16 protein-coding genes, 1 rRNA gene and 1 pseudogene are annotated in these 22,740 nt (G+C 74.4%); 15 read left to right on the forward strand and 3 right to left on the reverse strand.

Annotated features, from left to right (window positions below; translation table 11 throughout):
• Window positions 1–71: ribosomal RNA gene (gene rrf, locus ACX27O_RS17975) — 5S ribosomal RNA — on the forward strand; the annotation flags it as partial.
• Window positions 72–161: 90 nt separating this feature from the next.
• Here the strand turns inward: rrf and ACX27O_RS17980 are convergent.
• Window positions 162–2,048, reverse strand: coding sequence for a hypothetical protein (locus ACX27O_RS17980; RefSeq protein WP_458939761.1), 1,887 nt, complete (start codon window positions 2,046–2,048; stop codon window positions 162–164).
• On the opposite strand from ACX27O_RS17980, the pseudogene ACX27O_RS17985 reads away from it, so the two are divergent.
• Together ACX27O_RS17985 and ACX27O_RS17990 are read left to right on the forward strand one after the other, a co-directional pair.
• Window positions 2,037–2,697: pseudogene (locus ACX27O_RS17985) on the forward strand (tetratricopeptide repeat protein); the annotation flags it as partial. The gene ACX27O_RS17980 and the pseudogene ACX27O_RS17985 sit on opposite strands and share 12 nt — an antisense overlap.
• Window positions 2,698–3,073: 376 nt before the next feature.
• Window positions 3,074–4,105, forward strand: a complete 1,032-nt coding sequence (locus ACX27O_RS17990) for an HAD-IIA family hydrolase (RefSeq protein ID WP_030334916.1) — start codon at window positions 3,074–3,076, stop codon at window positions 4,103–4,105.
• Between the two features lie 10 nt (window positions 4,106–4,115).
• On the opposite strand, the gene ACX27O_RS17995 is transcribed toward ACX27O_RS17990, so the two are convergent.
• Window positions 4,116–4,454 (reverse strand): SCP2 sterol-binding domain-containing protein, encoded by a 339-nt coding sequence (locus ACX27O_RS17995; protein WP_030334914.1) that lies wholly within the window; start codon window positions 4,452–4,454, stop codon window positions 4,116–4,118.
• Between the two features lie 111 nt (window positions 4,455–4,565).
• On the opposite strand from ACX27O_RS17995, the gene ACX27O_RS18000 reads away from it, so the two are divergent.
• The 5 genes from ACX27O_RS18000 (at window position 4,566) to ACX27O_RS18020 (ending at window position 11,175) form a co-directional block, all read left to right on the forward strand.
• Window positions 4,566–5,144 carry a phasin family protein gene (locus tag ACX27O_RS18000; RefSeq protein WP_458939762.1) on the forward strand — a complete coding sequence of 193 codons (579 nt, stop codon included), beginning with the start codon at window positions 4,566–4,568 and terminating at the stop codon, window positions 5,142–5,144.
• Window positions 5,141–5,419 (forward strand): hypothetical protein, encoded by a 279-nt coding sequence (locus ACX27O_RS18005; protein WP_357639950.1) that lies wholly within the window; start codon window positions 5,141–5,143, stop codon window positions 5,417–5,419. The genes ACX27O_RS18000 and ACX27O_RS18005 overlap by 4 nt, the downstream gene beginning before the upstream one ends.
• Window positions 5,420–5,457: 38 nt before the next feature.
• Window positions 5,458–6,318, forward strand: coding sequence for a TlyA family RNA methyltransferase (locus ACX27O_RS18010; protein WP_357639947.1), 861 nt, complete (start codon window positions 5,458–5,460; stop codon window positions 6,316–6,318).
• A gap of 91 nt (window positions 6,319–6,409) precedes the next feature.
• Window positions 6,410–7,294, forward strand: a complete 885-nt coding sequence (locus tag ACX27O_RS18015; RefSeq protein ID WP_030334907.1) for an NAD kinase — start codon at window positions 6,410–6,412, stop codon at window positions 7,292–7,294.
• Window positions 7,295–7,452: 158 nt separating this feature from the next.
• Window positions 7,453–11,175, forward strand: coding sequence for a S8 family serine peptidase (locus ACX27O_RS18020; protein WP_458939763.1), 3,723 nt, complete (start codon window positions 7,453–7,455; stop codon window positions 11,173–11,175).
• A gap of 82 nt (window positions 11,176–11,257) precedes the next feature.
• On the opposite strand, the gene ACX27O_RS18025 is transcribed toward ACX27O_RS18020, so the two are convergent.
• Window positions 11,258–12,277 carry a helix-turn-helix domain-containing protein gene (locus ACX27O_RS18025; protein WP_030334903.1) on the reverse strand — a complete coding sequence of 340 codons (1,020 nt, stop codon included), beginning with the start codon at window positions 12,275–12,277 and terminating at the stop codon, window positions 11,258–11,260.
• 89 nt (window positions 12,278–12,366) lie between these two features.
• Between ACX27O_RS18025 and recN the strand changes: the two genes are divergently transcribed.
• The 7 genes from recN to ACX27O_RS18060 all read left to right on the forward strand — a co-directional run bounded on the left by recN (window position 12,367) and on the right by ACX27O_RS18060 (window position 22,592).
• A complete protein-coding gene (gene recN / locus ACX27O_RS18030) occupies window positions 12,367–14,124 on the forward strand; it encodes a DNA repair protein RecN (protein WP_030334901.1) in 1,758 nt (585 codons plus the stop codon).
• A gap of 119 nt (window positions 14,125–14,243) precedes the next feature.
• The gene (gene steA, locus ACX27O_RS18035; protein ID WP_030334899.1) at window positions 14,244–15,422 is read left to right on the forward strand and encodes a putative cytokinetic ring protein SteA; all 1,179 of its coding nucleotides are present in this window, start codon (window positions 14,244–14,246) and stop codon (window positions 15,420–15,422) included.
• 27 nt (window positions 15,423–15,449) lie between these two features.
• A complete protein-coding gene (locus ACX27O_RS18040) occupies window positions 15,450–16,391 on the forward strand; it encodes a copper transporter (protein WP_030334897.1) in 942 nt (313 codons plus the stop codon).
• Window positions 16,392–16,458: 67 nt separating this feature from the next.
• Complete coding sequence (locus tag ACX27O_RS18045) at window positions 16,459–17,325, forward strand: hypothetical protein (protein WP_358130381.1); 867 nt, start codon at window positions 16,459–16,461, stop codon at window positions 17,323–17,325.
• Window position 17,326: 1 nt separating this feature from the next.
• Window positions 17,327–19,012, forward strand: a complete 1,686-nt coding sequence (murJ, locus tag ACX27O_RS18050) for a murein biosynthesis integral membrane protein MurJ (protein WP_458939764.1) — start codon at window positions 17,327–17,329, stop codon at window positions 19,010–19,012.
• Complete coding sequence (locus tag ACX27O_RS18055; RefSeq protein WP_458939765.1) at window positions 19,009–20,178, forward strand: glycosyltransferase family 4 protein; 1,170 nt, start codon at window positions 19,009–19,011, stop codon at window positions 20,176–20,178. The genes murJ and ACX27O_RS18055 overlap by 4 nt, the downstream gene beginning before the upstream one ends.
• The gene (locus ACX27O_RS18060) at window positions 20,178–22,592 is read left to right on the forward strand and encodes a hypothetical protein (RefSeq protein ID WP_458939766.1); all 2,415 of its coding nucleotides are present in this window, start codon (window positions 20,178–20,180) and stop codon (window positions 22,590–22,592) included. The genes ACX27O_RS18055 and ACX27O_RS18060 overlap by 1 nt, the downstream gene beginning before the upstream one ends.
• Window positions 22,593–22,740 lie beyond the last annotated feature (148 nt).

Below are 22,740 nucleotides of genomic sequence, written 5' to 3' on the forward strand. Positions count from 1 at the left end.
CGGAAGCTAAGCCCTCCAGCGCCGATGGTACTGCACTCGTGAGGGTGTGGGAGAGTAGGACGCCGCCGGACAATCTTCCAGTCGAGGGCCGCCCCATCCGGGTCGGCCCTCGACTGCGTAGCGCCATTGGTGGCGCAATCAGGAAGGATGTACCTGTGAGTTCAGGACCGCAGGGCGGAGATCGTCCCCGTCGTTACGAAGACCGTACTGACGGTGCGGGCGGACGCGACCGCGGCCCGCGCCGCGACGACCGAGACCGGCCTCCGTACCGGGGAGACCGTGACAGCGGCGGCGCCCGAGGCGGATACGCCGGCGGCCGCGACTCTGGCTCCCGTGGTGGTGACCGGGACAGCTCGCGCTCCAGCGCCCCGCGTGACGGCGGTTTCCGCGGCGGCGATCGCCGTGACGGTGGCTTCCGCGGCGGTGACCGGGACGGTTCGCGTTCCAGCGCCCCCCGCGAGGGCGGCTACCGCGGCGGTGACCGGGACGGGTCGCGCTCGGGTGCTCCCCGTGACGGTGGGTTCCGGTCCGGACCTCCCCGCGAGGGCGGTTTCCGTGGCGGCGATCGGGACGGTTCGCGTTCCAGCGCCCCGCGTGAGGGTGGCTTCCGTGGTGGTGACCGTGACGGTGGTTTCCGTGGTGGTGACCGTCGTGAGGGCGGGTACCAGGGTGGCGACCGCACTCGCTCCGGCCCGTCGCGTGAGGGTGGTTTCCGCGGCGGCGACCGTGACGGTGGCTTCCGTGGTGGTGACCGCCGTGAAGGTGGTTTCCGTGGCGGCGATCGGGACGGTTCGCGTTCCAGCGCCCCGCGTGAGGGCGGTTTCCGCGGTGGCGACCGCGACGGCGGGTTCCGTGGCGGTGACCGCCGCGAGGGCGGTTTCCGTGGCGGCGACCGGGACAGTTCGCGTTCCAGCTCGCCCCGTGAGGGTGGCTTCCGCGGCGGTGACCGTGACGGTGGTTTCCGTGGTGGTGACCGCGATGGTGGTTTCCGTGGTGGCGACCGTCGTGAAGGCGGGTACCAGGGTGGTGACCGCACTCGCTCCGGCCCGCCGCGCGAGGGTGGCTTCCGCGGCGGCGACCGTGACGGTGGTTTCCGTGGTGGTGACCGCCGTGAGGGCGGTTTCCGTGGTGGTGACCGCGATGGTGGTTTCCGTGGTGGTGACCGTCGTGAGGGCGGGTACCAGGGTGGCGACCGCACTCGCTCCGGCCCGCCGCGCGAGGGTGGCTTCCGCGGCGGCGACCGTGACGGTGGCTTCCGTGGCGGTGACCGCCGCGAAGGCGGCTTCCGTGGCGGCGACCGGGACAGCTCGCGTTCCAGCGCCCCGCGTGAAGGCGGCTTCCGCGGTGGCGACCGCGACGGCGGGTTCCGTGGCGGTGACCGCCGCGAGGGTGGTTTCCGTGGCGGCGACCGGGACAGCTCGCGTTCCAGCGCGCCGCGTGAGGGCGGGTACCAGGGTGGCGACCGCACTCGCTCCGGCCCGCCGCGCGAGGGTGGTTTCCGTGGCGGTGACCGCCGTGAAGGTGGTTTCCGTGGCGGCGACCGGGACAGTTCGCGTTCCAGCGCGCCGCGTGAAGGCGGTTTCCGTGGTGGTGACCGCGACGGCGGGTTCCGTGGCGGCGATCGCCGTGAGGGCGGGTACCAGGGTGGCGACCGCACTCGCTCCGGCCCGCCGCGCGAGGGTGGCTTCCGCGGTGGCGACCGCGAGGGTGGTTTCCGTGGCGGTGACCGCCGCGAAGGCGGCTTCCGTGGCGGCGACCGGGACAGCTCGCGTTCCGGCGACCGCCGTGAGGGCGGGTTCCGTGGCGGTGACCGCGAGGGCGGCTACCGGGGCGGAGAGCGCACCGGCGGTTCCCGGGCCGACGAGCGGCCACGTCGCGAGGGGGAGTTCCGTCGGGACGACCGCGCGGGTGGCTCCGAGTCGTTCGAGGGCGGGCGCAGTTCGGCCCCGGCGTTGCCGGACGACATCGTCGCGACCGACCTCGACAAGGACGTCCGCGCCGAGTTGCTCTCGCTGAACAAGCCGGTCGCCGAGACGGTGGCCCGGCACCTGGTCGCGACCGGGCAGTTGATCGACGAGGATCCCGCCGAGGCGTTGGCGCACGCGCTGGCCGCCCGGCGGTTGGCGTCGCGCATCTCCGCCGTCCGTGAGGCGGTCGGTCTGGCCGCGTACCACGCGGGGGAGTGGCAGTCGGCGATCGCCGAACTGCGCACGTACCACCGGATGAGCGGGTTGCAGAGTCACCTGGCCGTGCTCGCGGACTGCGAGCGGGCTCTCGGCCGGCCGGAGCGGGCCATCGACCTGTTCCGGGGCGCGGACCGGGAGAAGCTGGACCAGGCCGTGGCGATCGAACTGTTGATCGTCGCCGCTGGGGCACGGGGCGACCTCGGGCAGAAGGACGCCGCGGTCGCGATGCTCCAGGTCCCGGACCTCACCAGCGAGGCCACCGTGCCGTGGACGGCCCGGCTGCGGTACGCGTACGCCGACGCGCTGCTCGCGGTGGGTCGGCGCGACGAGGCCCGCGAGTGGTTCTCCCGCGCCGCTGACGTGGACACCGAGGGCGAGACCGACGCCGCCGAGCGGCTGCTCGAACTCGACGGTGTGGTCATCGAGGGTGACGACGAGGACGAGGCCGCCGAGGAGATCGCCGCGGGCCCGGGCGCTCCCGGCGCGGTGCCGGCCCGACCCGACGCCGACCTGACCGGTGACGACGAAGACGACGACGAAGACGACGACGAAGACGACGACCAGGACGACGACGAAGACGACGACGACGAAGACGACGACCAGGACGACGACGAAGACGACGACGACCAGGACGGCGACGAGGACGACGCGGACTTCGACGACGACGAGGACGACGCCGCTGTCAGCCGTCCCGGCGACGACGAGGACTTCGACGACGAGGACGAGGACCGTCACCCCAGCGGAAGCGGCAACGCCGACGCGGGCACCGCTGGCGACAGCGGTGTGACGTCCGGCGACGCGGCGGACGGGGACACAGCGGACGGGGACACGGCGAACGCCGCCGGGACCGTGCCGGCCGAGGGCGACGAGTCAGGGTCGACGCGGCGGTGAGCGCGGGCGTGGGGGAGCGGCTGGTCGACGGGTACACCCTGGTCGTCTTCGATCTGGATGGCGTGATCTACCTGATCGACCGGCCGATCCCCGGCGCCGTCGAGGCGGTGGCCCGGCTGCACGCCGAGGGACGGGCGGTGGCGTACGCGACCAACAACGCGTCCCGCCGCTCCAGCGAGGTCGCGGACCTGCTGACCGGAATGGGTGTGGCGGCCCGGCCGGAGGAGGTCCTCACCTCCGCCGCGGCCTCGGCCGAGTTGCTGCGTGACCGGCTGCCCGCCGGCGCGTCGGTGCTGGTGGTCGGCGCGGAGGCGCTGCGCGCGGAACTGCGCGCGGTCGGTCTGACCCCGGTCACCCAGGCCGACGAGAAGCCGGCGGCGGTGGTGCAGGGGTACGGCCCGCAGGTCGGCTGGGCCGAGTTGGCCGAAGCGTCGATCGCGGTGCGGGCGGGTGCCATCTGGATCGCCACCAACACCGATCGGACCCTGCCCAGTGGGCGGGGTCCGTTGCCGGGCAACGGTTCGCTGGTCGCCGTGCTGCGGACGGCGCTGGAGCGGGACCCCGACGTGGTGGTCGGCAAGCCGGAACCCGCGCTGTTCGAGACCGCCGCTCGGCGCAGTGGCGGTGGGCGGAGCCTGGTGGTGGGTGACCGGCTGGACACCGACATCGAGGGCGCCTGTCGGGCGGGTTTGGACAGCCTGCTCGTGCTCACCGGCGTGCACGGCGTACCGGATCTGCTGGCCGCCGAGCCGCAGCGGCGTCCGACGTACGTCGCGAGGGACCTGGCGGGGCTGTTCGACCCGGCTGCCGCCGTGCGGGTCCCGGGCCCGGCGGACGCCGGCGGCTGGTCCGTGACCGACCGGGACGGCACGCTGGAGCTGGCGGGGACCGGTCGACAGCTGGACGCCCTGGCGGCGCTCTGCGCGGTGGCCTGGTCGGCGCCGGTGCCGGCGCTGCCGAAGATCCGTCCGGTGGGCCCGGACGCGGCCCAGGCGATGGAGAGCTTCGGTCTGACCGCTGCCGAGTGACGGCAACAGTTCAGAGCAGCTTGCGCAGCTTCAGCAGGTCGAACGGGTTGGCTTTGATCGACACCCGGCGGGAGGTCACCGCGTTGGTGACGTCCAGGTCGCCGCGGACCAGGGCGAGCAGGTCGTCGCTGGACGTGCTCAGCGCGATCTTGGCCTTGGGGTCGTCGCCGTCGGTCAGCTCGACCAGCCGGCCACCGGTGATCCGGCCGTGAAACGCGGTGTCCAGGTCGGTGATCCGGCAGGCCAGCGTCCGGTCCAGGTCGATCCGTTCGCGGACCGTCTCGGCGTTGCGATCCAACCGGGCGGCCAGCTCCTGCAACGCCTGGCGGCACTCGTCCACGCTGGCCACATCTCCCCCTCGCTGATCGCCACGCCGTCCTCGGCACCGTACCGCACGGACCGGTCCGGGGTGCCCGGTAGCGTGACACCTGCACACCCCGCCCCGTGGAAGGACTCAGGCATGCAGGACGCGTGGCGCGCCTACCTCGAGCTGGCCATGGGCCTGACGGAGGCGCCCCGGAAGAAGGCCCAGGACGTGGCACGTCGCCTCGTCGGCTCCGGCGGCGCGACCGCCGCCCAACTCCAGGCCCTCGGCGAGGAACTGCTCACCACCAGCGCCGCCAACCGGGAGGCGTTGACCAAACTGGTCCGCTTCGAGGTCGACCGGGCCCTCGGTGCGGTCGGTCTGGCCACCGCCGACGAGGTGGCCGAGCTGACCCGACGGGTGCACGACCTGGAGCGGCAACTGCGGGAGGCGCGGTCCGTCGACGCGTCGACCGTCGGCCCGACGGCAGCACCCGACCCGACTGCCGCCGCGCGGCCCGGCACCGGCCTCGTGCCGTCCGACGCCCCGGCCGGTGCGCCGGTCTCCGCGCCGGTGGCGAAGAAGGCGGTGGCGAAGAAGGCGGTCGCCAAGAAGGCCATCGCGAAGAAGCCGCCGGCGACGGTCAGCCGGACCGCCGACGAGGACGTTCCGACGCCGGCGGCGATGCCCGCCAAGAAGGCGGTCCGCAAGCAGCGGCCGGACGACGCCGAATGACCCGGCCCGGCCCACCGCCCGGCGGGTCTTTCCCGGCCCGCCCCGGCCCACCGGCGGGCAGCTCCTTCCCGGCCCGGCCCGGGCCGCCGGCGGGTGCCCGCCCCGGGCCGCCGCCGGAGTTCGGGGACGACGACGACACGCGACACCCGGCGGTGGACGCCGCCGTGCAGTCCCTGGCGAACGCGGCGACGCTCGCCCCCGCCGACCAGATCGCCCAGTACGAGGCGGCCTACGAGACGCTGCGGGAAACCCTCGCCACCATCGACCAGACCTGAGCGGGACGACCAGGCCTGAGCAGACCGGAGAACCACCCATGGCACGTCGTAACCGGCTGGACGCCGAACTCGTCCGGCGCGGTCTGGCCCGCTCCCGTGAGCAGGCCGCCGCGTTGGTGGAGGCCGGCCGGGTCCAACTGCGGGGCGTGGTCGCCCGCAAGGCGGCCGCGATGGTCGACCCCGCCGATCCGCTCCTGGTGACCGGTGCGGACCCCGCCGAGGAGTACGTCTCCCGGGGCGGGCACAAGCTCGCCGGGGCGCTGGCCGCGTTCGCCCCCGGAGGGTTGCGGGTCGCCGGGCGGCGCTGCCTGGACGCGGGCGCGTCGACCGGCGGGTTCACCGACGTGCTGCTGCGCGCCGACGCGGCCGAGGTGGTGGCGGTGGACGTCGGGTACGGGCAGCTCGCCTGGCCGCTGCGCACGAACGAGCGGGTCCGCGTTCTGGAGCGCACCAACGTTCGTACCCTCGACGCGGACACCATCGGCGGTCAGGTCGATCTCACGGTGGCCGACCTGTCGTTCATCTCGCTGCGGTTGGTGCTGCCGGCGTTGGCCGGCTGCACCCGCGACGACGGTGACCTGGCGTTGATGGTCAAGCCGCAGTTCGAGGTCGGCAAGGAGCGGGTCGGCGCCGGCGGTGTGGTCCGCGATCCGGAGCTGCGCGCCGAAGCGGTGCTGGATGTGGCCGCGGCGGCCGCGCGGCTCGGCCTCGGCCTGGCGGATGTGGCGGCCAGCCCGCTGCCCGGGCCGAGCGGCAACGTGGAGTTCTTCGTATGGTTGCGCCGGGGCGCACCACCGGCCGACCCGCAGCGGGTGCGGGCCGTGGTGGCGGCCGGGCCGGACGGCCCGACGACGACCGGCGACGTGCCGGACGGGGCGGCGGAGGAGGTCGCAGGGTGAACGCGCGCAGCGAGGGCACCGCGACGACACGCGGTTGTGGCGGGGCGACGGTGTCGCGGTGCCGCCCGGTCCAGGATGGGCGGGCGACCCGATGAGCCGGACCGCGCTGCTGGTGACCCACACCGGTCGTCGGCGCAGCACCGAGCACGCCCGGTCGGTCGCCGCCGACCTGATCGACGCGGGTTTCGAGGTACGGGTGGTCGCCGATGAGGCCGAGGACCTCGACCTGCCCGGCGTGGTGCCGGTCGGCGGCCCGCAGGCCGCCGAGGGCGCCGAGATCGTCTTCGCGCTCGGTGGGGACGGCACCTTCCTGCGCGCCGCCGAGCTGGCCCGGCCGGCGAAGGCGCCGCTGCTCGGCATCAACCTCGGCAAGGTGGGCTTCCTGGCGGAGGCGGAGATCGACGACCTGGACACCGCCGTCCGGGACGTCGTCGGCCGCAACTACACCGTCGACGAGCGGCTGACCCTGGACGTCACCGCCGAGTTCGACGGCGGGCCGACCATCGAGTCGTGGGCGCTCAACGAGATCAGCATCGAGAAGGGCGAGCGTGCCCAGATGCTGGAGCTGCTCGTCGACGTGGACGGCCGGCCGCTGTCCCGCTACGGCTGCGACGGTGTCGTCTGCGCCACCCCAACCGGCTCCACCGCGTACGCGTTCTCCGGTGGCGGTCCGGTGGTCTGGCCGGAGGTGGAGGCGCTGCTGCTGGTGCCGATCAGCGCGCACGCGTTGTTCAGCCGCCCGTTGGTCACGGCCCCGACGTCCACCTTCGTGATCACCGTGGACCCGTTCACCACCCTCGCCGTGCTCTCCTGCGACGGCCGGCGGGTCTACGACCTGCCACCCGGCGCCCGGGTGACGGTGCGCCGCGGCGCCCTGCCGGTGCGCATCGTGCGGCTGCGCCCCCGCCCGTTCACCGACCGGCTGGTGGCCAAGTTCGACCTCCCCGTGCACGGGTGGCGCGGCAGCCGCCGGTGACCGCGGCACACACTGTCGGTGGATGTGCGGTGTCCACCTGACGACATGTCGCCGCTGCGGCGGCTGGCGACTAGTGACCTGGTGACGCGCGCCGTCGCAGACTCCGATCGGCCCTCATCTACGGATGGTGGGCCTGGAGGAGTAGAGGAGCGCATCGCATGCACTGGTCCCCCCGCTGGCTCGCCGTCGGCGCGGTCGGCGCGTTGGTGGTCGGCGTCGCCGCACCGGCGTCCGCCGACCCGCCCGCCCGGCCCACCGGCCCGACGTCGGGCACGCCCGCCCAGCACGCACCCGTCCGCATCACCCTGATCACCGGCGATCAGGTCGATCTGGTCCAGGCGGCACCCGGTCGGGTCGCCGCCACCGTCCACCCCGGCCCGGGGCGCAACCGGATCACCTTCCAGACCGTCGAGGCCGACGGCGGGTTGCGGGTGCTGCCCAGCGACGTCGTGCCGTACCTCTCCGCCGGGGTGCTCGACCCCGACCTGTTCGACGTCCAGGAGTTGGCGGCCGACGGGTACGGCGACGCCGCGCAGGCCACGTTGCCGCTGATCGTGCGCTACCAGGAGCCGGCCGCCGGACGGGTCAGGCCGCTGGCCGGCGCCACCGGCGCGCGTCCCCTGGGGAGCATCAACGGCGCCGCGATGCGGGTCGGCAAGGGCGAGCTCGGCGGTCTGTGGACGTCGCTGCGCGGCGCGCCCGGGCAGCGGGTCACCGCCGGCTCACCCGCCCGGCTCGGCGCGGGTGTCGCCCGGATCTGGCTGGACGGGAAGGTCCGCCCGACGCTGGAGCACAGCGTTCCGCAGATCGGCGCCCCGGCCGCCTGGGCCGCCGGCCGCGACGGTGCCGGCGTGACGGTGGCGGTGCTCGACACCGGCGTCGACGCCACCCACCCCGACCTGGCCGGTCGGATCGCCGAGGCGCAGGACTTCTCCGACAGTGGCAGCGCCCGCGACGGGCACGGTCACGGCACCCACGTGGCCGCTACCATCGCCGGCAGCGGGGCGGCGTCCGACGGGCGACGCAAGGGCGTCGCCCCGGGCGCGCGGTTGCTGGTCGGCAAGGTGCTCGACGACGCGGGCTCCGGCTACAGCTCGTCCATCATCGCGGGGATGGAGTGGGCCGCCCACTCCGGCGCGAAGGTGGTCAGCATGAGCCTCGGCGGCGACCCGACCGACGGCACCGACCCGATGAGCCAGGCGGTGAACGACCTGACCGCCGAGACCGGCGCGCTCTTCGTGGTCGCCGCCGGCAACTCGGGTGCCGCGCGTACCGTCGGCGCGCCCGGCGCGGCCTCGGCGGCGCTCACCGTCGGCGCGGTGGACCGCGCCGACAACCTGGCGGAGTTCTCCAGCCGGGGCCCGCGCCTCGGCGACAACGGCCTCAAGCCCGAGATCACCGCGCCGGGTGTCGGCATCATCGCCGCCCGGGCCGCCGGAACCGCCATGGGTACGCCGGTGGACGACGCCTACACGACCGCGTCGGGCACCTCGATGGCCACCCCGCACGTGGCCGGAGCGGCGGCGATCCTCGCCCAGGAACACCCCGACTGGTCCGCCGTGAAGCTCAAGGACGCGCTGGTCAGCACCACGAAGGCGAACCCGGCGTTGACCGTCTTCGAGCAGGGCGCCGGCCGGGTCGACGTGGCCCGCGCGCTCGGCCAGCGGGTGTACTCCTCCGCCACCGCCGACTTCGGTCGGCTCAGCACCGGTGGCGCGACGGTCGAGCGGACTGTGACGTACACCAACGGCGGCACCACCCCGCAGACCCTGCGGTTGGCCCTGGAGCTGCGCAACCTGGACACCCGCGCGGCCGAGACCGACGGGGTGGCGGTCGGCGGCACCGAGGTGACGGTGCCGGCCGGCGGCAGCGTCGCCGTGCCGCTGCGGGCGGACCCGGCGAAGCTGGACCGGGGGGTGCACGGCGGGTGGCTGGTGGCCACCGGCGCGGACGGCGTCGCGGTGCGTACCGCCGTCGCGCTGACCCTCAGCGGCCCGCTGCACACCGTCACCGTGAAGGCGCTGGACATGAAGGGTCAGCCGGGTCTCGCGTCGGTGCTCACCCTCTTCGGTGAGCAGCCCGAATCCGACTGGCTCGGCTGGGTCGGCGGCGAGGTGCAACTCCAGGTCGAGGAGGGCCCCTACCTGGTCGAGGCGTTGATCGAGCACGGTGCCCCACTGGACGAGCAGATCACCCTGGTCACCGACCCGGAGCTGCTGGTCGACCGGGACCTCACCGTCGTGCTCGACCCGCGCAAGGGCACCCCGGTACGGATCGAGACGCCGAAGCCGACCGAGCAGCGGTCGACGATCAGCTTCTACGAGCACCGGGTCTTCGGCAACGGCCGGCAGGTCGACCACGGGGTGATGACCTACAGCACCATCCAGCAGGTCAACGTCACGCCGACCCGCCCGGTCCGCCAGGGCGAGTTCGAGTTCGCGTCCCGCTGGCAACTGGTCGCTCCGATGGTGGACGCGAAGATCAGCGGGGTGTCCGGACCGCTGGACATCAACCTGCTGGGCTACTCGCCGGCGCCGGCCGACCGACGCAAGCTGCCGCTGGTCTGGGCCGGCACCGGCACCCCCGCCGAGCTGACCCGGGTACGCGGCGCCGCGGCACTGCTCACCAGCAGCCCGGACGCCTCGGAGGAGGAGCAGATCGCGGCCGCGGCCGCCGCCGGCGCTGCCGTGGTGCTGATCGTCCGGCCGGCGGACTTCAGCGCGTGGACGGTGTGGCAGCCGCTCGGGGAACGGCTGCCGATCCCGTCGATGGTGGTGGCCAACGACGACGGGCAGCGGCTGATCGCGGCGGCCCGGAAGGGCCGGGCGACGCTGGACCTGACGTTGACGGTGGACAGCCCGTACCTGTACGACGTGTGGCAGGTGTCGAAGGGTCGCGTGCCGGAGCGGATCACGCACACGGTCACCGGGAAGAACACGGCCGAGGTGACCGCCAGCTACGGCGACGTCGGCGGTACGCCGTGGGCCAGCGAGCAGCGGTTCGGCTGGCGTCCGTGGCAGGAGACCTCCTGGAACGACGACCAGCGCCCGGTGCGTACCGGCACCACCCGCCAGGAGTTCGTCAGCGCCGGGGACAACTGGTGGCAGCACCAGGTCCTGCACAAGGTCACCTGGTCCTGGGGGCGGCTGCTCGGCGGGCTCACCCAGCAGCCCCGGCAGTACGCCGCCGACGACCGGGTCGCCGAGACCTGGCACGCTCCGGTGATCCGACCGGCCGTGCCGGCCGGCGGCGGTGTCCCGGTACCGACCCGTACCGGGGACACCTTGAACCTGCGGGTGGCCGAGTTCGTCGACGCCGACGGGAACTTCAGGGAGGCCGGCGGCAGCGACGAGTCGGACACTGTCGCGATCCGGGTCAGCCGCGACGGGCAGCAGATCGCCGACCTCTCCGGCGGGTGGGCGCCGGTGCCCACCACCGCGAAGTCGGCCCGCTACCGACTGGACCTGACGACGCAGCGGTCCTCGGACGAGTGGCGCTACGGCACGCGGACCGACACCGCCTGGGAGTTCACCTCGGCCCGGCCGGCGGGCGACGCCGCCACGCCGTTGTCGCTGCTGCAGGTGGACTACCGGGTGCCGGCCGACCTGTCCGGCACGGTCCGCGGCAACCGCTCACACCAGGTGGGGCTGACCCTGCGGCAGCCGGCCGGGGTGCCGGCGCCGACCGGCACCAGCGTCCGGGTGCAGGTCTCCTTCGACGGGGGCGTCACCTGGCGCACCGCGCCGACGAAGGGGTCGGGCACCCGGTACACCGCGACAGTGCCGGCGGGGCGCGGAACGGTGTCGCTACGGGTGCACGCCGCCGACCGGGCCGGGAACACCGTCGACCAGACCGTGCTCCAGGCGTACGGGCTGCGCTGACGCGGCGTGGGCGGGGCGGCCTGGCCGTCCCGCCCGGTCGGCGAGGGTCCGCCGTCGGGGTCGACGGCGGGCCCTCGCGGCGTCAGAGCCAGCCGCGGCGGGCGACCTGGAACGCCAACCCGGGCCGGGTGTCCACGCCGGCGGCGGCCATCAGGTCGGCGATGCGCCGTTGCACGGTCCGTCGGCTCACCCCGAGCTGGGAGGCGATGGACTTGTCCGGTACGCCCGCCACGAACAGCGACAGCAGCCGCGCCTCGTCGGCGTCGGGCTGGTAACCGTCGCCCGGATGGCACTCGGGCTCCGGCCGTCGACCCTCGGGGGCCGCGACGGCGAGCGGGTCGTCGAGCCGCAGCCGGGTGGCCACCCGCCAGTGACTCTCGAAGAGGGCGAGCAGGGCGTCGAGCAGTTGACTGCGCCCGATCACGGCGGCGCTCGGTTCGCCGCCGGCACGGTCGGGCACCAGCGGGCAGATGGCGGTGCGGGCGTCCACGATGGCCAGTCGGACCGGCAGCCGGTCCAGGACGCGGGCCTGCTCGCCGGCGGCGACGCCCTTGGCCAGGTCGGCCAACGCGCCCGGCTCCAGCAGCAGGTCACGCTCGTAGATGGCCCGGTAGCTCACCCCACGGGCCAGCGCGTCGAACTCCTCGACGTTCTCCGGGCCGGCCATGGCCAGGGGATTGGCCCGGCAGAACCAGAGCACCTCGGTACGCGCCGAGTTCTGCAGGTCACGCAGGCGGTCCCGGAGGACCCGGCCACCGGTGATCACCTCCACGAGGTGGTCGACGTGGTGCCGGCGCAGCCCGGAGCGGTACTCCTCGGCCAGTTGGGTGACCAGCCGGCGGGCCGCCTCCAGGTCCTCCTGGCGGCGCAGCAGCGTCCCGCCGAGGGCGACGTCCGGGGCGGTCGGGCGCAGCGGGGCGTCCGGGTCGTTGTCGGTGGGCTGCACGAGGCCCTTGCCGCGCAGCGCCTCGACCTGGGCGACGACCTGCTCACGGGGGCGGTGCAGGCGATGGACCAACTCGTCGATGCGGGCCGTGGTGAGCTGGAGCAGGCAGCGGTAGAGCTCCTCCTCAGCCGGGGTCAGGCCGATCACGTCCAACACGGGGCAGAACTGTACGTCGGCCGGGTGCGGGCCGTGCCCGGGCCCGTCGGCTGGTCAAGTGTCGGGCCTCGCGTCTACTGTCGGTGGCTGTGCTGGAAGAGCTGCGCATCACCGGGCTGGGCGTCATCGAGGACACCACGCTGCCGTTGACCGGCGGCATGAACGTCATCACCGGCGAGACCGGTGCGGGCAAGACGATGGTGGTGACCGGCCTCGGCCTGCTCTTCGGCGGCCGGGCCGACGCCGGGCGGGTCCGCGCCCAACCAGGCCGGGCGGTGGTGGAGGGGCGGTTGCGGCTGCACGGGCGGGTCGCCGACGCCGTGCACGCGCGGATCACCGAGGCCGGTGGCGAGCCCGACGAGGACGGCACGGTGCTGCTGAGCCGCACGGTCACGGTGGAGGGGCGCTCGCGCGCCCACGTCGGCGGCCGGAGCATGCCGGTGTCGATGCTCGGTGAGGTCGGCGAGCAGGCGGTGGCCGTGCACGGTCAGTCCGACCAGTTGCGGCTGCTGCGCCCGGCCGAGCAGCGGGCCGCACTGGACCGGTTCGCCGGCCCCGCGCACGAGAAGCTGCTCGACGCGCTGCGGGAGGCGTACACGGGGTGGCGTCGGGTGGTCGACGACCTGGCCGACCGGCGGCGCAACGCCCGTGAGCGCAACCAGGAGGCCGACCTGCTGCGGCTGGGCCTCGACGAGATCACCCGGGTCGATCCGCAGCCCGGCGAGGACGACGAGCTGAAGACCGAGGCGCAGCGGCTGGAGCACGCCGAGGGCCTGCGGACGGCCGCGCAGATCGCCCAGCAGTGCGTGGCCGGTGGCGCGGAGGCCACCGACGAGACCCCGGACGCGGCGGCACTGCTGGGCACCGCCCGGCGGACCCTGGAGGCGCAGTCCGGCACCGATCCGGCGCTCGGTGAGCTGGCGGCCCGCCTGGAGGAGGCGGCCACCCTGGTCACCGACGTGTCCGCGGAGCTGTCGACGTACCTGGCGACGCTGGACGCGGACCCGGCCCGGTTGCAGCACGTCTACGAGCGGCGGGCGGCGTTGCGCGCGTTGACCCGCAAGTACGCCGACGACGTGGACGGGGTGATCGCCTGGGCTGACCGGGCGCGCACCCGACTGTCCGACCTGGACATGTCCGACGACGTGTTGGACGAGTTGGAGCGGGAGGGTCAGCGGCTCGCCGTCGAGGTGGCCGACCTCGCCGGCCGGGTGTCCGCCTCCCGGCAGGAGGCGGCGATCCGCTTCGCCGACCAGGTCACCGTCGAGCTTGCCGGGCTGGCCATGCCGCACGCGCGGATCGAGGTGGCGGTGCTGCCCCGTCCGGCCGGTCGCGCGGAGCCGACGTTGGCGGTCAACGGCGTCGAGGTGGGTGTCACACCGGACGGCGGTGACGAGGTGGAGCTGCGGTTGCTGGCCCATCCGGGCGCGCCGTCGCTGCCGTTGCAACGCGGCGCCTCCGGCGGTGAGCTGTCCCGGGTGATGCTCGCCATCGAGGTCGTGTTCGCCGGCTCGGGCGGCCCGCCCACACTGGTCTTCGACGAGGTCGACGCGGGGGTCGGCGGTCAGGCGGCGGTGGAGATCGGCCGCCGGTTGGCGCGGCTGGCCCGCAGCCACCAGGTGCTGGTGGTCACGCACCTGCCGCAGGTGGCCGCGTTCGCCGATCGGCACCTGGTGGTGGCGAAGGACACCGGCGGCGCGGTGACGACGAGCGGGGTGCGGGTGGTGGAGGACACCGAGCGGGCCCGGGAGTTGGCGCGCATGTTGGCGGGTTTGCCCGATTCGGATCTGGGTATCGCCCACGCCGAGGAGTTGCTGGCGGTGGCCGCCAAGGAAAGGCGGTTGTGACGCCGCGTATTGTGAGCGCAAGCACACCGGCTTGTGCCGGTGTGTGCTTCCCTGGGTAGGCGGCCCTGCTCAGGCATGTCGCGACAGAAAAGCCTGCCTCACATGCCAGGATGGTCACGATGCGTCTACCCACGTTGCGCCGGAACCGGAACTCCGAACCGGGCAGAGTCCTCGGCACCGCGCGCCTTGATCGCCGGACGAAACGCCTGGTCGGTCGGCTGCGACCCGGTGACATCGCGGTCATCGACCACGTCGACCTGGACCGGGTGGCGGCCGATTCGCTGGTCGCCGTCGGGGTCGCGGCGGTGCTCAACGCCAAGCCGTCGGTCTCCGGCCGTTACCCGAACCTCGGCCCGGAGGTGCTGGTCGCCGCCGGCATTCCGCTCCTCGACGACCTGGGTGAGGGCGTCTTCGAGCGGATCCGCGAGGGCGACCAGGTGCGCATCGAGGGCAACACGGTCTTCGCCGGTGACGAGCCGGTGGCCCACGGCAGCCTGCAGGACGCCGAGACGGTCGCCAAGGCGATGGCTGACGCCCGGGAGGGTCTGTCGGTGCAGTTGGAGGCGTTCGCCGCCAACACGATGGACTACCTGCGCCAGGAGCGCGACCTGCTGCTCGACGGTGTCGGGGTGCCCGACATCGAGACCCAGATCCAGGGTCGCCACTGCCTGATCGTGGTGCGCGGCTACGACTACAAGGCCGACCTGGACGTGCTGCGCCCGTACATCCGGGAGTTCAAGCCGGTGCTGATCGGCGTCGACGGTGGCGCGGACGCGCTCGTCGAGGCCGGCTACACCCCCGACATGATCATCGGCGACATGGATTCGGTCACCGACGACGTGCTGCGCTGCGGCGCCGAGGTGATCGTGCACGCGTACCCGGACGGTCGGGCGCCCGGCCTGCCCCGGGTCAACGGCCTCGGTGTGCCGGCGATCACCTTCCCGGCCGCGGCGACCAGCGAGGACCTGGCCATGCTGCTCGCCGACGAGAAGGGCGCCTCGCTGCTCGTAGCGGTCGGCACCCACGCGACACTTGTCGAGTTCCTGGACAAGGGTCGAGGCGGGATGGCCTCGACGTTCCTGACCCGGCTGAAGGTCGGCGGCAAGCTGGTCGACGCCAAGGGGGTGAGCCGGCTCTACCGGCAGAGCATCTCCGGCTCGTCTCTGCTGCTGCTGGTGCTGTCGGCGATCGCGGCGATGGCGTCCGCGGTGGCCGTGTCGACAGTCGGGAAGGCGTACCTGGGCGTGGTCGCCGAGTGGTGGGACAATTTCGTGTTCCAGCTGTACCGGCTCTTCTAGTTCCCGACCGATCAAGAGGCTGCAAGCGTGATCAACTTCCGCTACCACGTGGTGTCCCTCACCGCGGTCTTCCTGGCTCTGGCGATCGGCCTGGTGGTCGGCACGGCCGCCCTCAACGGCCCGGTCGCCGACTCGCTCGAGGGGCAGGTCACCGGGCTGCGCAAGGACAACCAACACTGGCGCCAGACGGTCAGCAACATGGAGAAGCAACTCGCCCTGGAGGAGGAGTTCGCCGAGGAGATCTCCCAGGTCGTCCTGCCCGGCACCCTCACCGGGCGGCGGGTGGTGGTGCTCAGCCTGCCCAACGGCCGTGACCACACCGAGGGCGTGCTCAAGAAGCTCCAGCAGGCCGGGGCCACCATCACCGGTCAGGTCGACCTGCAGGACAAGTTCATCAACCCGGACAACAACTCCAACCTGCTGGAGTTGGCGGTCACCGCGGCCCGACCGACCGCGCAGACCACCGGCCTGCCGGGCAACGGGCACGGCGTGGAGACCTCCAGCGCGCTGCTGGCCAGCGTCCTGCTGGACCGGGCCCAGGGCGTCGCGCCGGTCAGTGACGCCGACCGGCGGGCGGTGCTCGCCGCGTACAACAACGCCGGTTACCTGACCACCGACAGCAACAAGGTCACCGCCTCGGCGGAGGCCGTCGTCGTGGTCAGCGGCCAGCCGTACGTCGACAAGGACTCCGACAAGCGGGACGAGTCGGTCGTCAAGATCGCCGAGCAGTTCGACCGCACCGGGTCGATAGTGGTGGCCGGCAACGGTTCCGTCGGGGGCAACCTGGTCGGCGTGGTGCGCGGCGACCCGGTGCTCACCCAGACCATCTCCACGGTCGACAACGCCAACACGGTGCAGGGGCAGGTGGTGACCACCCTCGCCCTGGTGGAGCAACTCACCGAGAAGAAGGCCGGACAGTACGGCGTCGGCGACAACGCCCCGTCGCTGCTGCCTAGACTGCCCCAGTGAGCGAACGACGTACCCCCGTGTCCGGATCCGACCAGGCGGCGCGTGACCGAGCGAGCGAGGTGGCGGCGTGAGCGCGCTGGGTCGGCTGTTGATCGCCGCCGCAGGTGCCGCGGCGGCCCGCTACGCGCTGCGTGAGGTGCGTACCTCACCGGCCGGGCCCGCGTTGGAGCGCACCAACTTCCGCGGCCGCACGGTCAGCCTGGCCGCCGGCCCGGCGCTCGCCGCCGGCGCTGCCGCCGCCGGCGCGTTCGGTGCCACCGGCGGTGCCGCCGGTGGTGCCGCACTGGTCGCCGGGCTCGGTGCGGGCGGCGTCGGGCTCTACGACGACGTGGTCGGCGCGCGCCCGGAGCAGAAGGCCGCCAAGGGTTTCGCCGGGCACCTCGCCGCGCTGCGTGAGGGACGCATCACCGCCGGTCTGGTCAAGGTCGTCGGGGTGGGCGCCGCCGGGCTGGGCGCCGCCGCGCTGCTCGCCGCCGACCCCCGGGTCGCCGCGCACCCGCGCCGGCAGCGGCACCGGGCGTTCGGCCGGGGGGTCGACGTGCTGCTCGGTGCCGGCGTGATCGCCGGCACGGCCAACCTGCTGAACCTGCTCGACCTACGACCGGGCCGGGCGATCAAGTCCGGTCTGCTGCTCGCCGCGCCGCTCACCGGCGGCCCGCAGGGTGGGATCGCCGCCGGTGCGGCCGGCGCCGCCGCCGGCCTGCTCCGCGACGACCTGGCCGAGGACGTGATGCTCGGCGACAGCGGCGCCAACGCGCTCGGGGCGCTGCTCGGCGTCGCGCTCGCCGCCCGCACCGGTCCACTGGGCCGCGCCGGTCTGCTCGCCGTCCTGGCCGGGCTGACCGCCGCCAGTGAGAAGGTCAGCTTCACGGCGGTGATTCAGCGGACCCCGGGGCTCCGCGAACTCGACGCACTGGGCCGACGCGCCGACTGACGTGAACAGACCGGCACCCCTCGCCGGCGCCGGCCGGCTGGCCGGGGCAGCCGCGCTCATCGCCGTCCTCACCGTCGCCAGCCGACTCGCCGGCTTCGGCCGTACCGCCGTGTTCACCTGGGTGGTCGAGCAGAGCGACCTCGGCGGCATGTACGTCATCGCGAACACGGTGCCGAACATCGTCTTCGAGATCGTCGCGGGTGGGGCGTTGGCCAGCCTGGTCGTGCCGCTGCTGGCCGGGGCGGTCGCGGCGCAGGACCGGCGGGCGGTGGCGGCGACCACCGGCGCCCTGCTCACCTGGACGGTGAGCCTGCTGGTTCCCCTCGCCGTGCTCGTCGCCGTGTTCGCCGACCCGATCATCTCGCTCATCAGCGAGGGACGATCGGCGGCGGAACTCGCCGCCGGCGCCCGGATGTTGCGCGTGTTCGCCCCGCAGCTGCCGCTGTACGGGATCGGCATCGTGCTCACCGGCGTCCTGCAGGCGCACCGACGTTTCGCCTGGCCGGTCATCGCGCCGTTGCTGTCCAGCCTCACCGTGGTCGTCGTCTACGTGGCCTTCGGCGCCGCCCAGGGACGGGGGGTGTCCGTCGCCCAGGTCGGCCGCAGTGGCGAACTGCTCCTGTCCGGCGGCACCACGCTGGGCGTGGTGGTGCTGTCGCTCTCGCTGCTGATCCCGCTGCGGGGGCTGCGGCTACGGCCCCGGTTCGGGTACGCCTTCACCGATGACGCCCGGGCGCGGATCGGCGGACTCGCCACGGCCGGCGCGGTGACGGTGGCCGCGCAGCAGGTGGCGCTGCTGGTGGTGCTGAACCGGGTCTCCGGCGGCCCCACCGGCTCCCCGCAGGTGTTCAACCTGGCCCAGGCGATCTACCTGTTGCCGTGGGCGGTGCTCGCCGTGCCGCTGGCGGTGGCGTCGTACCCCACCCTGGCCACCGCCAGCGCCGCCGGTGACGAGGACGGCTACCGGCGGACCCTGTCCAGCGCGGTGCGGGGCGTGCTGCTCTTCAGCTGCCTGGGCGCCGCGGCGTTGATCGGTACCGCGCGGCCGGTCGCTGCCCTCTTCTACCCGGACAATCCGGCGTCCACCGCGGCGGCCATCATCGGATTCGCGCCGGGTCTGCTCGGCTACGGCGTGTTCGCGATCCTGTCCCGCGCGCTGTACGCGCGCGGCGACACCCGGCCGGCGACCGTGGCGATCACACTCGGCTGGCTGGTCGTTCCGGCGGTGGCGCTGCCGTTGACGGCACTGCTCCCCACCGCCGACCGGGTGCTCGCGGTGACGTCGGCGAACTCGGTGGGGATGCTGGTGCTCGGTGCCCTGCTGCTCCTGGCGGTGCTGCGCGGCGCCGGCAGTCGCGCCCTCGCCGGCGCGGGGCGGGCCGGGGCGGCCGGTGGCCTCGGCGGTGTGCTCGCCGGGCTCGCCGGGTGGGGCCTCACCGGTTGGCTCGCCCCGTCGGACGGCGGCACCCCGACGATCGCGGCGGCGTTCGGTCAGGGCATGCTGTCCGGGGTTCTGGTTGGGGTTGTGTTCCTCGCCGTGGTCTGGTTCGTCGACCGGCGGGACGTACAGCCACTGCTCGCCGGGGTGCTGCGGCGTCTGGGCCGGCGGGGGCCGTCCGGCGGTGCGCCGACACCGGGCGCGGACGCCGCGGAGCGGGGCGACGGGAAGGAGACGGCGACGCGATGACTGAGCCAGCTCTGCCCACCGGCTGGTCGGGCACCGTCGCGTTGGTGCTCGCGTCGAGCACCGGTGGCGTCGGCCAGCACGTCCGCTCGGTGGCCGGTGGCCTCGTCGCGGGCGGCACCAGCGTGCTGGTCTGCGGGCCCGCGGCGACTCAGGAGCAGTTCGACTTCACCGGTGTCGGTGCGCGTTTCGCGCCGGTGGAGATCCCGGCCAGTCCGACTCCGGCCGACGCCCGGGCGGTGCTCGCCCTGCGTAGGGTGCTCGCCGCCGCCAGCGTCGACGTGGTGCACGCGCACGGCCTGCGGGCCGGGTTGGTCGCCGTGCTGGCCCGCCCCACCGCCCCGCTGGTCGTCACCTGGCACAACGCGGTGCTCGCCGGGGGACTGCGCGGCGGGGTGTCCCGGCTCGTCGAACGGGTGGTGGCCCGGGGCGTGCGGGTGGCGCTCGGCGCTTCGATGGACCTGGTGCGACGGGCCGCCGAGGTGGGCGCCACGGACGCCCGGCTCGCCCCGGTCGCGGCGCCGACGTTGCCCGCGCCGCGTCGACGCCCGGCGGCGGTACGCGCCGAGTTCGGGGTCCGCCCGGACCAGCCGCTGATCGTCTCGGTCGGTCGACTGCACCCGCAGAAACGCTACGACGTGCTGATCGACGCGGCGGCCCGCTGGCGTACCCGTACCCCGCCGCCGGTCGTGGTGATCGCGGGCAGCGGGCCGGCCTACCTGCCGCTCGCGGCACGGACCTCCGCCGCCCGCGCGCCGGTGACCCTGCTGGGGCACCGTACCGACGTGGCCGACCTGCTCGCCGGCGCGGACCTGGCGGTGGTGACCAGCGACTGGGAGGCGCGGCAGCTCTTCGCTCAGGAGGCGCTGCGCGCCGGTGTTCCGCTGGTGGCCACGGCGGTCGGTGGGCTGCCGGATCTGGTCGGTGACGCCGCCACGCTGGTCCCCGCCGGTGACGTGGACGCTGTCGACGCGGCTGTACGCGCGTTGCTGGACGACCCGGCGGCGCGGGCGGAGTTGAGCCGGCGCGGCGTCGAACGGGCGGCGACGTGGCCGACCGAGGCGGACACCGTCGCCACGCTCGTCGCCCTCTACGCCGAGCTGGCCGGGAGTCCGGGTGGCCCGACGGCCGCCCCGGGCTCCGACGCCCCGAGAACGGGACACCGGTGATGCTGCGCCGAATCGCCCCCGCCCTGTTGACAGTGCTCGTGGTGGCGTTGGGCGTCACCGCGCTCGCCGCCCGCCCACCCCAGGGCACCCCGCAACGCACCGCCGACTTCGTGGTGCTCGCCGGGATCGCCGGGCTGCGCTGGGAGGACGTGGATCCGCAGCGCACCCCGACGTTGTGGCGGATGGCCCAGGACGGGTCGATCGGCTCCCTGTCGGTGCGCTCCGCCCACCGGCCCACCTGCCCGGTGGACGGCTGGCTGACGGTGGGCGCGGGCAGCTTCGCCGCCTGGAACGGCAGCCGGGCGGCCGGTGGTTGCCCGGCGGCGGCGGTGACGGTGGAACAACCGGACGGCATCGGCGCGAACCTGCCCGACCAGGAGAGCGTGGTCCAGTACAACCAGCAGCGGTTGCCCTGGGGGGCGCTGCCCGGCTCGTTGTCGGAGTCGGTGCGGTGTTCCGTCGCGGTGGGCCCGGGCGCGGCAGTGGCCGCCGCCCGACCGTTCGGCCGCGTCGACCGGTACGCGTCGGCGCTGCCGGCCGATCCGCGGCCGCTGCTCGGCTCCTGTGTGCTGAGCATCGTCGACCTCGGCACGGTCGGGGGAGCCGACCCGGCGACCCGCGCCGCTGAGGCCCGCGCGGCGGACGCCGAGCTGGCCCGGGTGCTGGCGGCGCGACCCCCACGGTCGTTGGTGCTGGTCGCCGGGATCTCCGACACCACCCAGCCGTCGCGGCTGCACGTGGCGGTCGCCGACGGGCCGGGCTGGGAGCGGGGGTGGCTCACCTCGGCCAGCACCGGCCGCGACGGGTACCTGCAACTTGTCGACCTCGCGCCGACCGCCCTCGCCGCGTTGGGCCGGCCGATGCCGGAGCGGCTCTTCCTCGGCCGCCCGGCGATCAGCACCGGCGACCGTCCGACCGACCTGGCCGAGGCCATCGCCGCGCCGGCGAACGCCGACCGGGAGGCCGCCGCCCAGCGTGCGGTCTCCGGTGGGTTCTTCGCGCTGCTCGCCGGGGTGCAGGTGCTGCTGGCGCTCGCGATCCTGCCGCTGCTGCGCCGGGCCCGTCCGCATGCCGGCCCGGCCGGTCCGACGCCCGTCTCCGGACGGATCGTGGCGGTGGTCGAGCTGCTGCTGGTCGCCGCGGCGTTGACGGTGCCGGCGGCGCTGCTGGCCGACGCGGTGCCCTGGTGGCGCGGCGAGCACCCCGGGTGGATCTTCGCCGGGGTGACGGCGTTGCTGGTGGCCGCCGGCACCGCGGCGGTGCGGTTCGCCCCCGGGTACGCGAACACCCTCGGGCCGGTCGGCGCGGTGGCCGGCCTCACCACGCTCGTGGTCGGGCTGGACGTGCTCACCGGGGCTCGACTCCAGCTCAACGGCGTGGTCGGCTACTCGGCGTTGCAGGGTGGCCGCTACGCCGGGCTGAGCACCGTGGGGCTGGGAGTGTTCCTCGCCGGCGCGTTGGTCACCGGCGGCTGGCTCGCCCAACGGGTGCACCGGGGTTGGCGGCCAGCGGTGATGGTCGCGGTGGGTGGTCTCGCCGTGGTGGTGGTCGGCAGTCCGTACCTGGGTGCCGACCCGGTCGGCGCGATCGCGCTCACCGCCGGGGTGAGCGTCGCCGCCGTGATCAGCGCCGGCGGCTGGTTGACGATCAGCCGGTTGGCCTGGGCCACCATGGCCGCGCTGGCGGTCGGTATCGGGTTCGCCGTGGTGGACCTGCGGCGTCCGGCGGGGGAGCGGGGCAGCCTGGGCCGGTTCCTCTCCGCGCTCGGCGACGGCACCGGCGGGTTCGCCGTGCACCGGTCCAGCACGGAGAACTTCGAGACGTTGGTCAACAGCCCGCTGACGGTGCTGGCGCTGGCCGGCGGGTTGCTGGTGTGGTTCGCCCTGTTGCAGCCGTGGGGTGGGCTGATGCGGCTGTTCGGCATCTACCCGGCGGTCCGGGCGGCGCTGGCCGGCACTGTGGTCGCCGCGGTGCTCGGTGGGGTGCTCGACGGCGCGGCACTGGATGTGATGGGTGCTGCCGCCGCCCTGGTGGTGCCGATGGCGGCCCTGGCGTCGCTGCGGGTGCTCGGGCACGCCGCGGACCGGACCCGCCCGGCACCGGCCCGTTCCCGGGCCAACGGCGCCGAGGACGAGTCGGGGCCGGGTGGGATTGGCCCGGTCGACGGGGGCGAGGGCCCGACCGGCGGTGGCGGACCCCTGGGTGCCGCGCACCCCGCGCCGATCGGCGACCCGCCGACGGGCACGCCGGCGACCGTCACCCGAGCGGGCTCGGACGCTCCGGGGGAGCACGGTGGGGACGCCGACGACCCGGCCGGGCCGACCGCGAGCGGGTCGACGCCGGACGGCACGCCGCCGGTGCCCGTGCCGCCCCGGCAGGTCTCCCGCTCATCGACGGAGGTTGCCGCGTCCTGAGCGCCGGGCCTCGTCCGGATGTCCCGCAGGTGGCGCAGCCGGGGTGCGGCCTGCGGGTACCTGCCCGGGAGGTGTTACCGTCGAATCCCGTGGATCGCGTGATCACTTTGCTGATCAAGCACGGCGGTCTGCATGACCGCGACAGACG

The sequence above is a fragment of the Micromonospora sp. SD19 genome, from assembly GCF_054462275.1.

What these genes read in the sequence shown, in the direction of transcription:
- ACX27O_RS18000 (WP_458939762.1), top strand. Translation starts at nt 4,566, where the DNA reads ATGCAGGACGCGTGGCGCGCCTACCTCGAGCTGGCCATGGGCCTGACG.
- ACX27O_RS18005 (WP_357639950.1), top strand. Translation starts at nt 5,141, where the DNA reads ATGACCCGGCCCGGCCCACCGCCCGGCGGGTCTTTCCCGGCCCGCCCC.
- ACX27O_RS18010 (WP_357639947.1), top strand. Translation starts at nt 5,458, where the DNA reads ATGGCACGTCGTAACCGGCTGGACGCCGAACTCGTCCGGCGCGGTCTG.
- ACX27O_RS18015 (WP_030334907.1), top strand. Translation starts at nt 6,410, where the DNA reads ATGAGCCGGACCGCGCTGCTGGTGACCCACACCGGTCGTCGGCGCAGC.
- ACX27O_RS18020 (WP_458939763.1), top strand. Translation starts at nt 7,453, where the DNA reads ATGCACTGGTCCCCCCGCTGGCTCGCCGTCGGCGCGGTCGGCGCGTTG.
- steA (WP_030334899.1), top strand. Translation starts at nt 14,244, where the DNA reads ATGCGTCTACCCACGTTGCGCCGGAACCGGAACTCCGAACCGGGCAGA.
- ACX27O_RS18055 (WP_458939765.1), top strand. Translation starts at nt 19,009, where the DNA reads ATGACTGAGCCAGCTCTGCCCACCGGCTGGTCGGGCACCGTCGCGTTG.
- ACX27O_RS18060 (WP_458939766.1), top strand. Translation starts at nt 20,178, where the DNA reads ATGCTGCGCCGAATCGCCCCCGCCCTGTTGACAGTGCTCGTGGTGGCG.